We start from the raw sequence: 14859 nt of genomic DNA on the forward strand, positions 1-14859 counted from the left end.
AACATATTTAATTATGGACTAATGAGGGACATAGTATTGGTGAGTATTTCTACTCATCGCATAAGTGTTATGCTCCCCAATGTTTGCTCTAGCTGTTGAGATTTAGCCCTGCGCTCTGCTGCTATTTTCTCAATTTTGTCGGTATAATTCAACAAGCTTATTAGATAAAGTGTCGCCGCCCAACTTAAGATTGTTCCAAATATTAAAACAGTCAAAGAACGCCAAAATCTTAGAGGATTAATGTACTCTGGCGTTAGCCGTAGTTGCAGCAACCACCTGCGATTTTCAATATTGATAATGCGGGTGCAACTGCTGCCGTCTGGGCAGTAAGCTCTTTCTCCAAGCTGGAGTTGATTTTTGATATTTTCGTCGGTAATTATCCTTTTGGTCTTGGCTTCATAAAACGCAAGAAATCTTTCTGTTTCAGGAGCCATAGCATCTTGAAGATAAACGTTAACAAAGTTGAGGTTAGTTTCCTGTAAAGCCGATTTTACAATAGCATCAACCAGCAAAACGCCAAAAGTAAAACCTTTCAAATTTTCTCGTGACCGAGGAGGTAAATTTGGCTGAAATTCGGCGCCATCATCAGCAGAATTTTGAGTAAAAATTGGCATGAAGACGAAGACTGTGGGTTGATTTTGTGACGACCATTTTTGGCGATCGGTCGCGGTAATTTCTTGTCTTTTTGTGGCGTTTTCTAACGCTAGCCGATTGGCTGTTAAATCTAAATTTAAATCTATTTCCTCTGTCAGGAATTGCGGAGAGTCAGAAACACTAGGCAGCCAAGCGATCGCCTTTAGGCTCGGATGGCGGTAGAGGGCCGGCCCAACAAATGTCTTCATTTCTGGTTTTTTAACGCCGTCAAATACGCTGTAAAATGCTCCCGCAGCCCGAATGATTTCTAAATTACCGCTAACATCTTTCTGAATGTCTGTAGCTATTTTGTCCAGGCGGTCTTGCAGTTCGGCTTGCATGGATTTATATTCCCAATTGTACGCAACTGAAGAGGCGATCGCAGACAGCCCCAATCCTGCACAAAGTGTTAATCCTGCCTGGATGTAACGGCGATAACTAAGTAAAGTGCTAGTTGCTAAGTTCAACAATTTGTTAGCATTCATATTCTTCGCTGACCTTTTTTTATCGTTCCCACTCAAAATTTCAGGGGGAAGCTTTTTCTCGTTCCCAGGCTCTGCCTGGGAATGAATTTCAGGAGGCTCGGCCTCCGATTGAGAGCCACGAGACAGCATTACCAGGCACGAGCCTGGTAACGATGTGGCAGCAGTTTTGTCTAGAAGCTCCCCGATAGTATTTTGAGTAAGATGCAGCCACTGATTTAAACTGAGTAAGCAGGGAAAGTCATCGCGTGTTTGGGCTTGACGTAAACTTGCTGATATTGCTTTAGCTGTAGATCGTCGAAGTGATCGCGACTCACGTAAGCTGTTACTACCTGACCCGATTCTAATACTAACTGGGTTTGAATTTCCCGTCCTAAATGAATGATGCGGCTGACTTTTGCTAAGGCAAAACCCGACTCCGGCTTAGTTTGAATTTTCACGTCATGGGGACGCCAAAATACTAATTCACAATGAGCGGCTCCATTATTTTGAGGCGTTGTACCGTTGCTCGCGAACAAACCCGCAGCATTGGACAGCACATTGACAGGCCCAATAAAACTCATCACAAAAGCTGATGCCGGTTTGTCGTAAATTTCAGCAGGAGTGCCAACTTGTTCGACTCTACCTTGGTTCATCACCACAATTTCATCGGCTACTTCCATAGCTTCTTCTTGGTCGTGAGTCACAAAAACTGTGGTGATGTTAACTTCTTTGTGAAGGTTGTGCAGCCACGATCGCAATTCTTTGCGGACTTTAGCATCTAATGCTCCAAAAGGTTCGTCTAGCAGCAGCACTTTCGGTTGAACTGCGAGAGCTCTGGCCAAAGCCACCCGCTGCCGCTGGCCCCCGGAAAGTTGCGAAGGATAGCGATCGCCCAAACCTGTCAACTGCACTAAATCCAAAAGTTCATCCACCCGCCTGCGAATAGAGTCTTTAGGAACTTTGCGAATTTCCATCGCAAAAGCAATATTTTTCCGAATACTCATGTGTTTGAACAAAGCGTAGTGCTGAAACACAAAACCGATATGACGTTCCTGCACCGACTGATGAGTAGCATTTTCACCCGTCAGGTAAATCTGACCGCTGTCCGGCGGCTCTAGCCCCGCGATCATCCTCAGCAGAGTCGATTTCCCGGAACCCGAAGGCCCCAACAGCGCGACTAAAGAGCCCCTTTTAATTTCCAAATTCACGTTGTCAATGGCGTGGAAGGAGCCGAAGTGTTTCGATACGTTCTCAATTGTAATGCTCATGACTTTGTGTACCTATTTTAGGAGTTGACGGTATTAACTCCATATATCTGACCGATTTACAGTAGTATATCCTGAAATTAATATTTGGCAAGGCCTGTAACTTTTTGTATTGTATTTCGAGCCCTGCTGATGGGGACGGCGCTTGAAAGTTGACGCTGGCGGGTCGTCCGAGTTAACCCGCGAGGGTTTCCAGATGTGGGATTATCGGTAAATGCGATCGTCCCAGAATAAGCCATGCTGAAATTACGTAGAAACCGGGTTTGATGGACGAAAATACTGCATCAAAACCTTTAAAACCTTTAATCCCCGTAAAAAACCCGGTTTCTTTGCTGTCCATCTATCTATATTTTACCGCTGCCGACAATTCCCCGACTCCCGGCGATATTAAAGATTTCATGTACAAATTGCTCAATCTGAGGTGCGATCGCCCACAATTTATATGACAATAGTTAGTTCATAAGCATACAGGCTTCAGCTTTGACAAACTACCAGAATAGTAAATTCTAACCAGAACACCACTATGGGAAAACCAACAGGCTTTATCGAATTCTTGCGCGAATTGCCCTCCGAACTCTCACCAGTCGAGAGAGTCCACAACTGGGACGAATTTCACCTGCCAATGGATGAGGACAAACTCCGCACCCAAGGGGCGCGCTGCATGGACTGCGGCATTCCGTTTTGCCACACGGGTACAATTATCAGCGGCATGGCAAGCGGCTGCCCGATTAACAACCTCATCCCCGAATGGAACGACCTAGTATATCGCGGACTGTGGAAAGAAGCCCTAGACAGACTCCACAAAACCAACAACTTCCCTGAATTCACCGGCCGCGTCTGTCCCGCACCCTGCGAAGGCGCTTGCGTGCTCGGCATCACCAACCCGCCGGTGACGATTAAAAACATCGAAGCCGCAATTATCGACAAAGGCTGGGATGAAGGCTGGGTTACTGCCGAACCACCCGCCAAACGCACCGGCAAAAAAATCGCCGTCATCGGTTCCGGGCCCGCCGGTTTGTCCGCCGCCGCGCAACTCAACAAAGCCGGTCATTGGGTAACTGTATACGAAAGAGCCGATCGACCAGGCGGGCTGCTAATGTATGGCATCCCCAACATGAAGCTAGACAAAGAACAAGTCGTAATGCGCCGCCTGAAAGTCCTCGAAGACGAAGGCGTGACATTCGTCTGCAACACCGAAGTCGGCAAAGACTTGCCAGCAGAACAACTGCTAAAAGAATACGACTCCGTTGTGCTCTGTACCGGCGCCACCAAACCCCGCGACTTGGGCATCCCCGGCCGGGAATTAAAAGGCATCCACTTCGCAATGGACTTTCTGACTGCGAACACCAAAGCAGTTTTAGACAAGAGCACCAACGATAACTTCATCTCCGCCGAAGGCAAAGATATCGCGATCATCGGCGGCGGCGACACCGGCACCGACTGCGTGGGCACCTCCATCCGCCACGGCTGCAAAAGCCTCGTACAGCTAGAAATCCTCCCCAAACCGCCCTCAGAACGGGCGGCCAACAATCCCTGGCCGGAATGGCCAAAAGTCTACCGTCTCGACTACGGCCAAGAAGAAGCAGCAGCCAAATTCGGCGACGACCCCCGCGGCTATCTCACCACGGCGACAAAGTTCGAGGGCGACGAAAACGGCAATGTCAAAGCTGTGCACACCGTTGAGGTGGAGTGGGCGAAAAACGAGAAAGGGCAGTTCATTCCGAACCACATCCCAGGCACCGAAAAAGTGTTGCCCGCACAGCTTGTGTTGCTAGCGATGGGCTTCCTCGGCCCGGAACAGCCCTTGCTGGATGCCCTGGGATTGGAACGCGACGCCCGCAGCAACGTGAAAGCCGAGCACGAAAAATATACAACCAGCATTCCAGGAGTTTTCGCGGCTGGAGACTGTCGCCGGGGTCAGAGTTTGGTTGTTTGGGCGATTAATGAAGGGCGGGGCGTGGCCCGGGAGTGCGACCTTTATCTGATGGGGAGCACTGATTTGCCTTAGTTGGTAGGATTTACAGTAGGGACACGGCGCCGTGCCCATTGGTGTCAACTTAAGCTTTTCGTCCGCCAGTCCTCGCGCCTACCCGGCAGTCCGCCAGGGAATGAATTCCCTGTCTAATAGCGAAAGTCCTCTGAAGAGGACTAATCGGTTTACCAGTCTTTTTCTCAGTCCTCTTAAGAGGACTTTTGCTTTGAGGCAGGGGTTTCAACCCCTGCCGGACTGCGGGTTTAACGCCCTTGTTGACAGGATCGAGGACACGGCGCCGTGCCGTTTCCCTACCGTTGAATCTGTACTTCACTCGACTGAAAACTGGTATATTACCCATTAGTTTGTAGTAAGGAATTCCGTCCTTTCTTTTCTCAGGGCTAAAGTCCTGAGTGCGGACCTATTTTGCTACAATCCAAGTACATAAACAACTTAACTTTGATACATTGTTCAGGTTTCCTGCAACAAATATACTAAATTAAAAACTTATGACCACTAATCCTATCAACCGCGCCACTACCCTCAAAACTGCCTATCAAGTCTGTAATCCTCTCCAATCCTTAGAAGGTGCAGATCTCGATCGCTATTATGTTGATTTATCGGATGTTCGCAAAACCGAAGCGATCGCAGGTGTCAGTAATATTTTAGACTGTCAAGAACCCGAACAGTTTACCACAATCCTGTTTACCGGACATCGCGGCTGTGGCAAAAGTACCGAATTGAAGCGAATTCAAAAAGAGTGGGAAAAAGATTATCGCGTCATTTATCTGGAAGTCAACGAAGAGACAGATATTAATGATGTCGGTTATACAGATTTCTATTTAATTGCCATTAAGCGAGTTGAGTTTGAAATGCGCCGGCTGGGGCTGAAATTAGATTCTCGGCTGATGGATAATTTTGAGGCTTGGTTTAAGGATGTCACCGAAGAAACAGAACGAACCGTTGAAAGTTCCATCAGCATCGAAGGAGAAGCAACTTTGGGGCCGGAAGCTCCATTTTTAGCGAAGTTGTTGGTCAAGTTACTGGCACAAATCAAAGGTTCTGATAAGCAGAAAAAAACAATTCGCCAAACTTTAGAAAAAGATATCTCTCGATTGAAAGCCGATATCAACTTGCTGTTAAATGATGCTCTCAAAAAGCTGCGTAAAAAGTTTCCTAACTATAAAGGTTTTTTAATTATATTTGATAATTTAGACCGCGTTCCTCCCAAGGTGGCAAACCATTTATTTTTTGACTATGCCGCTCAACTTCAAGAACTGAACTGTACGATGATTTATACAGTTCCGCTGGGAGCTCTGTACTCGTCTCAAAATGCCGTCAAGAATTTTGACTGTCCTCACATTGTCCCGATGGTCAATATTTATGAATTTAATCGAGATAGCTGTGACTTAAACTACAATGAACTTAGCTTAAATGCTATGGCTAGTTTAATCGAACGCCGAGTTGAAGTTGACACAATCTTTGAGTCTCGCGAACAATTGCTGGAAGTGGCAAAAGCCAGCGGCGGTCATGTTCGCCAACTCATCCAGATTATGCGAACTGCTTCCATAACAGCTAGAGGTCGCGGTCACGATAAAATAATGGCTGAAGATGTTACCTATGCAATCAAACAAGAACAATTTAATTTTGAACGGATTATCCCGCAAAGTCATTATCCACTTTTAGCTCAAGTTTGTTTGACAAAAAATATTAATAAAGATGAAATCAGTGAATTGATGTTATTCAATCTTTCGGTTTTGGAATACAACGGCAGAAATCGATGGAACTATCCGAATCCGGTGGTGAAGCAAAATGAAGAATTCCAAAAAGCTCTCCGAGATGCCAGAGAATCCAATGTCAACCCAGAACGATCGTAATTCACAAATTGGGCGATTTTTAGCTGTCAATCAGCAAGCATTTACTCAACTTTTGACGTTTGTTGATTTTTCGGAAGATTTGACTATCGGGTTTGCAGAAGTTAATTTTAATGCGGAAGCTGATTTGCTAATTGAGGTATTGAAAAATCATCCGATTTCTCAAGAAACTCAATTTGAAGTTGTGAGTTTTGATGAGAATTTGCGTTTTCTCCGAGATGAAATTATCAAGATTTTACCTACTATTAAGCGAGAGCCAAATAAAAAATTAGTTTTAATTGTGCGGGGATTGGAAAAGTCGATAGGCAAATTTGACGAATATCCTCCGGTATTACAAGACCTTAATTGGGTACGAGATGCTTATAAAACCAGCGTTCCCCATCCGATCCTCTTTGTTTTGCCGGACTATGCGATTACTCGTTTGGCGAAGTTTGCACCTGATTTTTGGGCGTGGAAATCGGGCGTATTTCTGTTTAAAACTACTCAATCTACTAGAGATGATGCCCTTGCTCGGACTCTCGACTCGGAAAGGAGTTTTAGTACATTACAAACGCCTGAAAAGCAAGAAAGAATTGAACTTTTAGAGTCTTTGTTGATGGAATACAGTCCGAGTCATTCTGGATCGGAAAAAAATCCTAGTGCTTGTAGCAATATTTTACATCAATTAGGAGTTGCTTATCTCAGCCAAGGAAAGCCAGTTAAAGCGAGGGAGTATTTAGAAAAAGCTTTGGAGTTGACAAAGGGAGCGGAAAATTTATCGCTGCGAGCAGAAGTTTACAATGAATTGGGTAAATCTTACAAGCAAGAGGGACAATTTTCGACGGCAATGAGTGAGTATCAAGCATCGCTGGAAATTAGCCGCACACTGGGAAACCGTCGCGGTGAAGCTAATGCTTTGTATTATTTGGGGAATGTCTGTCAGGATTTGCGAGATTGGCAACAGGCGACTGTTTTTTATCAGCAAGGTTTAGAGATTGCACAAGAAATTGGAGATATCTATTCTCAAGCTAGCACCTACCCGCAGTTAGGATGGGTGGCACAGCAAATGGGGAATCTGACTGAAGCTGAGCGTTATTATCAACACGCTTTACAGATTTTCAGCGCATTGGGCGATCGCTATGGTATGGCAAGTAGTTGGGGACTATTGGCAGAGCTCGAGGGAAATCGCGGCAATTGGGATGAAGCAGAGAGCTTGTACCGGCAATGTTTGGAATTAATGACAGAATTGGGCGATCGCTATGGTATCGCAACAAGTTGGGCATTGTTGGGACAGATCGAGGGAAATCGGGGCAATTGGGATGAAGCAGAGAGATTGTACCGCCAATCTTTGGAATTAATGACAGAATTGGGCGATCGCTATGGTATGGCAAAAATTTCGGGAGTATTGGGAGAGATCGAGCGAAATCGCGGCAATTGGGATGAAGCAGAGAGATTGTACCGCCAATCTTTGGAATTAAGGACAGAATATAATGATCGCTATGGTATGGCAACAAGTTGGGGAGTATTGGGATATATCGAGGGAAATCGCGGCAATTGGGATGAAGCAGAGAGATTGTATCGGCAATGTTTGGAAGTGGAGACAGAATTGGGCGATCGGTCTGGTATGGCAACTATGTGGGGAGTATTGGGATATATCGAGGGAAATCGCGGCAATTGGGATGACGCAGAGAGATTGTATCGGCAATCTTTGGAATTAATGACAGAATTGGGCGATCGCTATGGTATCGCAACAAGTTGGGCATTGTTGGGACAGATCGAGGGAAATCGTGGCAATTGGGATGAAGCAGAGAGATTGTACCGCCAATCTTTGGAATTAATGACAGAATTGGGCGATCGCTCTGGTATGGCAACTTCGATCGGTTGTCTGGGAGAAACGGAACTCGGTAGAGGCAACCTAGATGCAGCAGAACCGCTTTTACAAGAAGCTTTAGTGAAAATGCAAGAACTAGGAATGACTTGGCATATTGCCGAGACTAACTACGATTTAGCACAGCTTTACCGCCAGCGCAACTACCCAGAACTTGCCCAACAACATTACAACAGTGCCCATCAAATATTTCAACAATTGGGAGCCGCGAAAGACTTAGAAAGAATCGAGCGAGAGTGGGAATCCGATTAAGTTCACTCAATAAATGCCGCAGGCGATAGGTGGAAAAACTCAGCTAATTTCTGAATTTGACTCACCGTCAGTTCCCTGTTACCATTCAACACCTCAGCCACCAGAGACTCAGTAGCAAAAATATCAACCAAGTCTTTTTCTGAAAGCTCAGCTTCAACCATCAAAGCCTTGAGCAATTTAATCCCCTTCAGCACAGGCATTGGCTCATGTTTTTGTTCGTAATCATAGACAAGAATACCGAGCACATTTAAGTAATCTCGGTCATCTTGCGTCAGTTTTCGGCGATCCAAAATATAATTAATCCGATTTTGGGTAGCAATTAACTCAGCTTCACAACTAATCGGGCGCGGGGGAAAAGCTACGATTAACTCAATGTAATCGCTACTAGGAGTTTTCAAACCAATCGTCATTTTTCCAATTCTCCTTGTCGTATTCTGAATGAATTAATACACTGCGGACGAATACTATTTGGTATTCATAATCAATAAAACAGATTAGCCGATAATTATTGCCACCAATATTAAAGACTGTAAAATTACCTACTAAGTCAGCGGAGGGAAAGACTTGGCGTACCTCGACAAAATTTTGCCATTCAGCCTCAGAAGTACGCTGATACCATATTAATAGACTTGGTTCAGCATTGGGGTGTTTTTCCCAAAATTCTCTCAGTGGTTTTCGGCTGATGACACGCATTAGATAATTATTTTATTCCTTGCTTGATAAGTATCATAGCTTTTAAGGTGCGTCAGCTTGGAGATTTTCGATTATTGATACAATTGTCGAAGCTGACACACCCTACGATTACACCACCAATCAACCAAAATTCAACGGATCGACATCAATAATTAAACTAACAGAACGCGGCGTGCGATCGCGCAATCCGATCAAATCCGACAAATCCACCGACTCATCCAAAGGCAACTTCAGCAAAATCTGCCACCGATAGCGATTTGCCACCCGCATAATCGCCGCAGGTGCAGGCCCCAACAATTCACACCCCGGTACAGACAATCGCTCAATATACTCCTGACAAACAGACGCCAATTGTACCGCCGTCACCGCAACTTCCGCCGCATCTGCACTGCTCAATCGCAACAATACAAGCCGCCCCGAAGGTGGATAATTCAGCGCCGCTCTTTCTGCTAATTCTGTTTCCACAAAACCCGCATATTCGTGTCGCCTAACTGCTTGAATAACCCGATGTTCGGGAGTGTAAGTTTGAATAATTACCCGCCCCGGATCGTCGCCTCTGCCCGCACGTCCCGCGACTTGAGTTAATGTTTGAAAAGCTCGTTCGCTGGCCCGATAATCGGATAAGTTTAGCAACCCGTCAGCAGACACAACTCCCACCAATGTGACTCCAGCTAAATCTAACCCTTTCGTCAGCATTTGCGTACCCAACAAAATGTCAGCTTCCCCATTAGCAAATTGCGTTAACAATCTGCGGTGGTCGCCCTTATTTCTAGTCGTATCGCTGTCAAACCGAATAGCCCGCAATTCAGGAAACAATCTCGTTAATTCCTGTTCGACTCGCTGAGTGCCACTGCCAAAGTTTTTGAAGTAAGGAGAACTGCAATCCGGGCAGTTTTGGGGGTGTCGTTCCGTGTGGTTGCAGTAGTGACACCGCAATATTTCTGCTGTTCCTTCGCCGACGTGGTGATAAGACAGGGAAACATCGCAATTCGGGCATTCCATCACATAGCCGCAACTCCGACAAGAGACAAAGGTACTGTGTCCTCTTCTGTGAATAAACAGGATACCTTGCTGTTGTCTTGCTTGCAATTGTTCCAGCGCGTTTTGCAGGGAAGCGCTGAAAATTGAGCGGTTTCCTTGTCGCAATTCTTGGCGCATATCGACTATTTCCACAGGCGGCATCGGTCGGGAATAAATGCGATCGGGCAATGATAAATAATGGATATTTGGTAACGAGTAATAATCTCGGCGCGTCCCGACAAAAGTCTCTAAAGCAGGCGTTGCGGAACCTAAAATTAAGGGACAATTTTCTAATTCGGCGCGCCATTTGGCAACGGTGCGGGCGTGGTAGCAGGGGGCTGGTTGGTCTTGTTTGAAGCTGCTGTCGTGTTCTTCATCGAGGATAATTAAGCCGAGGTGAGGTAATGGCGCAAAAATGGCCGATCGCGTGCCGATGACAATTTGCGGCGTTCCAGTCAGCATCTGACGCCATGTATCGTAACGTTCGCCGTCGGATAGGGCGCTGTGGTACACGCAAATTTGCTCGCCAAAACGGGCTCGGAATCGATCGGTAAGTTGTGGCGTCAAACCGATTTCGGGAACGAGTACGAGGGCGGATTTGCCGCTGGCTAAGATGGGGGCGATCGCCTGCAAATACACTTCGGTTTTCCCGGAACCTGTAACGCCGTGCAGCAGCACTTGACGGAATCCCGAAAAAGAGTTAATAAACGCTAAGGCTTGAGCTTGAAAATGAGTTAAAGTCTTCGGTGCATCGGGCAATTGAGAAATTCCGCGATCGCCCCTGAGCACTTCCCTTTGATCGATAACAACACTACCTTTTTGCTCCAAATTTTTGACAACAGAAGAACTCGCGCTGCAAATTCTCAACAAATCATTCATCCACATTTCACCGCCGCCACGCCGCAAAACTTCCAATACTTCTTGTTGCCGCTTGGTTAAATCTGTGACAAATGCACTAGCAATTAATGTCACTGCCGGTTTGAGTTGTGGTTTGGGAGGATTGGGAGGTTCTAAATAACTTTCTACCCAACCGCGTTTCAATAAATCTTTCAATCCCCGATAACTTCCCTTGACTTGTCGCTGGAGGTATTGCCAAGTGTAATCGCCGTTTTTTTGAGCTTGCAGCAATTGCAAAATTTGACTGGCTGCGGGATTGAGAAATGTTTCGGCATTCGGAGAAATTGCGTCTTTAATTAAGCGAATGCGGCGCACGGAACGGCTTAACAAACCGGGCGGCAGTGAGGCTCTAATTACTTGAATTAAAGGTGTGCAATAATAGGTGGCAGTGCGATCGAGTAATTCCCAGTAATTAGGCGGGAAAAAACCCGCACTGACAACATCTTCGACATCTTTAACCCTTGTGGGATCTAAGTCTGGCGGCAGTTGAGAAATGAATCGAATCGCGATCGCCCCTACCTGTTGACTGCCAAAGGGTACACTCAAAATATCCCCTGGTTGCACGGTAAGTTCCGCAGGTAAACGATAGGTAAATAACTTATTTTCCTCCCCAGGCGAGTCCCCCGCAACCCTGAAAGGAGAGTCCACCAATACCTCGATCCACTCTGCTTGCACGGTGGGGCGCTGTGGCGGTTGGCTGCTACCGTAAGATGCCCCGGGCTCTGCCGCTATAGGGGTTGACAAACCAAAAGTGACAGTAGACATAAGGTTGCACATCAAACTAGGAGGATCTGCGGTCAAAGGGAGTTTTCATAGAAACAATACGGGAAGCGGGAAACGAGCGCGGCTTTAGCCCGCTCGTGGGAAGCGACGCGGGGATGGAAGTCCCCGTGTCTTTGTTGCTATTTCTGTTGAAATATTGTATTATAATCCAGAAGTGAGTAAGAACAACCATCTACGTGTAGAGACATCCTAGTGCGGAGAAATTCCCGCCCCTGGAAACAACGGTCAAGTGCAAACTTGATGACAGTATGACAGTAAAGGGCAAGTAATAGCAGGTTGTTGAGCGTACCGCATTTTGGCAAGGGCGATGGGTTCGGAAAGCAAAACGACAAAAGTAGCTAGAAACCTAAACTTGATTTGGGCGACTAAGTAGACGGCGTTTGGCGGTCGTAGCGAGAATCAGACTTTAGTAATAACTAAAGCTATTCTGTTAGCAGAATCTCAGTGGCTTCAGCCCGCTTGAGTGTCAATATCCCTCAGTTTAGCTCGATCGATCGCTCTTAGCTGCGGGAATTGGCGATCGGAATCTCGATCGCGAATTCAGTCCCTTCTCCAATTGCGGATATGCACTCCAACCTCCCGCCGTGTTTGTCCACAACAATCTGATAGCTAATTGACAATCCCAAACCCGTCCCGTGACCAACTTGTTTTGTGGTAAAAAACGGATCGAAAATTTTCGCTTTTACAGCTTCATTCATTCCCAGACCATTATCTTTGATGCTAATTCTGGCCCAGTTTGGGGAAATAATAGAAGTAGTAATTGTCATCTGGATAGGGTTTGCTTCTATCTCCTCCAGTGAAGACTTTTGCTCTCGCTCCCGCAGGGCATCAACAGCATTATTAATGATGTTCATAAATACCTGATTTAATTGTCCCGCATAACACTCTACCTTGGGCAAGTCTCCATAGTTTTTAATAAAATTAATAGCAGAATGACCTGGTTTTTCTTTAGTTAAGTGCTGCAAAATTAACAAGGTGCTGTCAATTCCTTCGTGAATGTTAACGGGTTTCTTTTCACCTTCATCTACCCTCGCAAAGTTGCGTAAAGTCAGGACTATTTCGCGGATGCGCTCGGAGCCAACTTTCATTGAGGAAAGAGTTTTCAACAAATCTTCGCGCAAAAAGTCGATGTCAATTTTTTCCAGAAAATCTTCAATCTCTGGATCTGTTTCGGGATACCTATCCTGGTACATTGCTAGCAATTTTAAAAGGTCGCCAGCGTAGTCATTGACATAGGTAATATTGCCGTAAATGAAGTTGACGGGATTGTTGATTTCGTGGGCAATACCAGCTACCAAAATGCCCAAAGCCGACATTTTTTCGGCTTCGATCAATTTGATCTGTGTTGTTTGCTGGTTTAAGAGAGCTTTTTCTAGCGTAGAGATTCTTGCTTTTAAAATATTTTCGGAATCTTTAAATTCCTCACTGAGTGTTTTTAGCAAAGATTCTTTTTTGTGATTAATGACTTGTAATTGGCTGCGTTCGGTTTCCGAAGTTTCAAGTTTTTCCCGCAGGATTCGATTTTCTTTTTCTAGCTCTTTGATTCGGTTGTCCCAGTCTGTTGGTTCCATCGGCTATTATTTTGAACCTAAAAATAGTGTCATAACAGTTTTATTAGGAAATTTAGTTGCACCCTTTACCTAGTTAGAATCGCGGCACACATCGCCTAGCCAATTTTGTCCTAAAAATTCCACACTTCCTTTAATTGGCTCGATCTAAAAATCTTATCTAATATACATTCAAAATGTCAACATATTAATAACAAATCTGGTTAAAACCGATCGCTACTTTTATTCTCGGCTCTCGCATTTGCGTGGTTTTCATCCGATTGTTGATAAATAAGCAGGCCGATCGCAAACTTATAAAGGCGGGCCCAGCGCGAAAAATTGCCCGATTCAGACAACTTTTGTATAAAACCCGCCGGCAATGCAAAGCGAAAATATTAAATGTGAGTGCGATGGAGTGGGGGCGACGGGAAAAGTGATCTCGACTGGGCGCGCGAGATCCCACAAGCAATCTCAACTACCAAGGCACTTGCTCTATCCCAGAACGCAATCACACTATACCATTGCTGAGAAATCTCAGTTTAGTGTGTCGATCGTACTCACACACCCGCACCATTTTGTGCTAATAACTACTACTTGTGACAACATCGACACAGCAGTTTATATTTGGAGAGTAATTGATGTCAGGTAGCGAAGTTCGTGCAGACTTTTGGATGAGCGAGTACATTACCCCTTGGGATATTTACGTTCACGGCGTCATCGCCGTGCTCGCTTACAAAAAAACTGCCTATCAAGAAATGTACGTAGTTCAAACCGGTACCTACGGGAAAGGCTTAGTTTTGGACGGTAAGTGGCAATCTTGTACAGGCGACGAGTTTCTGTACCACGAACCCCTGGTGCACCCAGCCATGATGTGTCACGGTTCACCCAAAAAAGTCCTCGTTCTCGGCGGCGGAGAAGGAGCTACAATTAGAGAAGTGCTGCGCTGGAAAACAGTTGAAAAAGTCGTGATGATCGACATTGACGGCGAAGTAGTAGAAGCTTGCCGCGAACACCTGCCCGAAATGCACCAAAATGCCTTTGACGACCCCCGCTGCGAAGTAGTAATCGGCGATGCTTTGGACTATTTAGATAAAACTGACAATGATTGGGATATTGTCATTTCTGACTTGTCCGATCCCATTGAAGAAGGCCCATCTTTCCAGTTGTTTACCAAGGAGTATTTTGAGAAAGTTCGCAGCGTAATGTCACCTAACGGATATTTCGTAGTGCAAGCGGGCCCCGTTTCTCCGGCAGAAATGAAAATGCACGCTCGCATTGTAAATACCCTGAAATCTGTTTTCTCCAATGTTCAATCCTGCACCAGCTTTATTTCTACTTATGGAGCTCCTTGGGGTTTTGCGATAGCTTCTAATCAAGAAATAAATACGCGACCAGATCCCGAAGCTACTGACAAATTACTCGCCGAGAAAACAACAGGCGGGTTGCGGATGTTCGACGGAATTACACTGTTGGGGTTGATGCAGCTTCCCGGTCACTTACGACAGGTAATCGCCGCTGAAACCGAAGTTTACACTATGGCAGCACCGCCTAAGTTTTTCGGGAAAGGTTCGGTTGGTCAGTGAAGTTAAATT

General features: G+C 45.7%; 11 protein-coding genes. 4 read left to right on the plus strand and 7 right to left on the minus strand.

Annotated features, from left to right (window positions below):
- Positions 1–53: 53 nt before the first annotated feature.
- The 3 genes from QT992_RS20580 to QT992_RS20590 form a co-directional block, all read right to left on the minus strand.
- Positions 54–1118: a CHASE domain-containing protein gene (locus tag QT992_RS20580; RefSeq protein WP_333337484.1), complete on the minus strand. Its 1065-nt coding sequence runs from the start codon at positions 1116–1118 to the stop codon at positions 54–56.
- 215 nt (positions 1119–1333) lie between these two features.
- The gene (locus tag QT992_RS20585) at positions 1334–2365 is read right to left on the minus strand and encodes a sulfate ABC transporter ATP-binding protein (RefSeq protein WP_333337481.1); all 1032 of its coding nucleotides are present in this window, start codon (positions 2363–2365) and stop codon (positions 1334–1336) included.
- Positions 2366–2537: 172 nt separating this feature from the next.
- On the minus strand, positions 2538–2702 hold the full coding sequence (locus tag QT992_RS20590) for a hypothetical protein (protein ID WP_333337478.1): 165 nt from the start codon (positions 2700–2702) through the stop codon (positions 2538–2540).
- A gap of 183 nt (positions 2703–2885) precedes the next feature.
- Here QT992_RS20590 and gltD point away from each other — a divergent pair, with 183 nt between their 5' ends.
- From gltD to QT992_RS20605, 3 genes are all read left to right on the plus strand, one after another.
- The gene (gltD, locus tag QT992_RS20595; protein ID WP_333337476.1) at positions 2886–4370 is read left to right on the plus strand and encodes a glutamate synthase small subunit; all 1485 of its coding nucleotides are present in this window, start codon (positions 2886–2888) and stop codon (positions 4368–4370) included.
- A 473-nt stretch (positions 4371–4843) separates the two neighbouring features.
- On the plus strand, positions 4844–6211 hold the full coding sequence (locus tag QT992_RS20600; protein ID WP_333337473.1) for a P-loop NTPase fold protein: 1368 nt from the start codon (positions 4844–4846) through the stop codon (positions 6209–6211).
- The gene (locus QT992_RS20605; RefSeq protein ID WP_333377627.1) at positions 6189–8327 is read left to right on the plus strand and encodes a tetratricopeptide repeat protein; all 2139 of its coding nucleotides are present in this window, start codon (positions 6189–6191) and stop codon (positions 8325–8327) included. The genes QT992_RS20600 and QT992_RS20605 overlap by 23 nt, the downstream gene beginning before the upstream one ends.
- Positions 8328–8329: 2 nt before the next feature.
- Here the strand turns inward: QT992_RS20605 and QT992_RS20610 are convergent, their stop codons facing one another.
- From QT992_RS20610 to QT992_RS20625, 4 genes are all read right to left on the minus strand, one after another.
- A complete protein-coding gene (locus QT992_RS20610; protein WP_333310845.1) occupies positions 8330–8737 on the minus strand; it encodes a transcriptional regulator in 408 nt (135 codons plus the stop codon).
- On the minus strand, positions 8712–9020 hold the full coding sequence (locus tag QT992_RS20615; RefSeq protein ID WP_333310847.1) for a type II toxin-antitoxin system HigB family toxin: 309 nt from the start codon (positions 9018–9020) through the stop codon (positions 8712–8714). Before QT992_RS20615 ends, QT992_RS20610 begins: the two co-directional genes overlap by 26 nt.
- A 120-nt stretch (positions 9021–9140) precedes the next feature.
- Positions 9141–11702, minus strand: coding sequence for a primosomal protein N' (gene priA, locus QT992_RS20620; RefSeq protein ID WP_333337468.1), 2562 nt, complete (start codon positions 11700–11702; stop codon positions 9141–9143).
- Positions 11703–12220: 518 nt separating this feature from the next.
- Positions 12221–13291 (minus strand): ATP-binding protein, encoded by a 1071-nt coding sequence (locus QT992_RS20625; protein ID WP_333337465.1) that lies wholly within the window; start codon positions 13289–13291, stop codon positions 12221–12223.
- Between the two features lie 614 nt (positions 13292–13905).
- Between QT992_RS20625 and QT992_RS20630 the strand changes: the two genes are divergently transcribed.
- On the plus strand, positions 13906–14850 hold the full coding sequence (locus QT992_RS20630) for a fused MFS/spermidine synthase (RefSeq protein ID WP_333337463.1): 945 nt from the start codon (positions 13906–13908) through the stop codon (positions 14848–14850).
- Positions 14851–14859 lie beyond the last annotated feature (9 nt).

Source organism: Microcoleus sp. T3_D1, assembly GCF_036700405.1.
Classification (GTDB): Bacteria; Cyanobacteriota; Cyanobacteriia; order Cyanobacteriales; family Microcoleaceae; genus Microcoleus.

Bases quoted from the DNA above. Each gene is read 5' to 3' on its own strand.
- QT992_RS20590 (WP_333337478.1), bottom strand. From the start codon at position 2,702: ATGGACAGCAAAGAAACCGGGTTTTTTACGGGGATTAAAGGTTTTAAA.
- QT992_RS20585 (WP_333337481.1), bottom strand. From the start codon at position 2,365: ATGAGCATTACAATTGAGAACGTATCGAAACACTTCGGCTCCTTCCAC.
- QT992_RS20580 (WP_333337484.1), bottom strand. From the start codon at position 1,118: ATGAATGCTAACAAATTGTTGAACTTAGCAACTAGCACTTTACTTAGT.
- priA (WP_333337468.1), bottom strand. From the start codon at position 11,702: ATGTCTACTGTCACTTTTGGTTTGTCAACCCCTATAGCGGCAGAGCCC.
- QT992_RS20630 (WP_333337463.1), top strand. From the start codon at position 13,906: ATGTCAGGTAGCGAAGTTCGTGCAGACTTTTGGATGAGCGAGTACATT.
- QT992_RS20615 (WP_333310847.1), bottom strand. From the start codon at position 9,020: ATGCGTGTCATCAGCCGAAAACCACTGAGAGAATTTTGGGAAAAACAC.
- QT992_RS20625 (WP_333337465.1), bottom strand. From the start codon at position 13,291: ATGGAACCAACAGACTGGGACAACCGAATCAAAGAGCTAGAAAAAGAA.
- QT992_RS20605 (WP_333377627.1), top strand. From the start codon at position 6,189: ATGTCAACCCAGAACGATCGTAATTCACAAATTGGGCGATTTTTAGCT.
- QT992_RS20600 (WP_333337473.1), top strand. From the start codon at position 4,844: ATGACCACTAATCCTATCAACCGCGCCACTACCCTCAAAACTGCCTAT.
- QT992_RS20610 (WP_333310845.1), bottom strand. From the start codon at position 8,737: ATGACGATTGGTTTGAAAACTCCTAGTAGCGATTACATTGAGTTAATC.
- gltD (WP_333337476.1), top strand. From the start codon at position 2,886: ATGGGAAAACCAACAGGCTTTATCGAATTCTTGCGCGAATTGCCCTCC.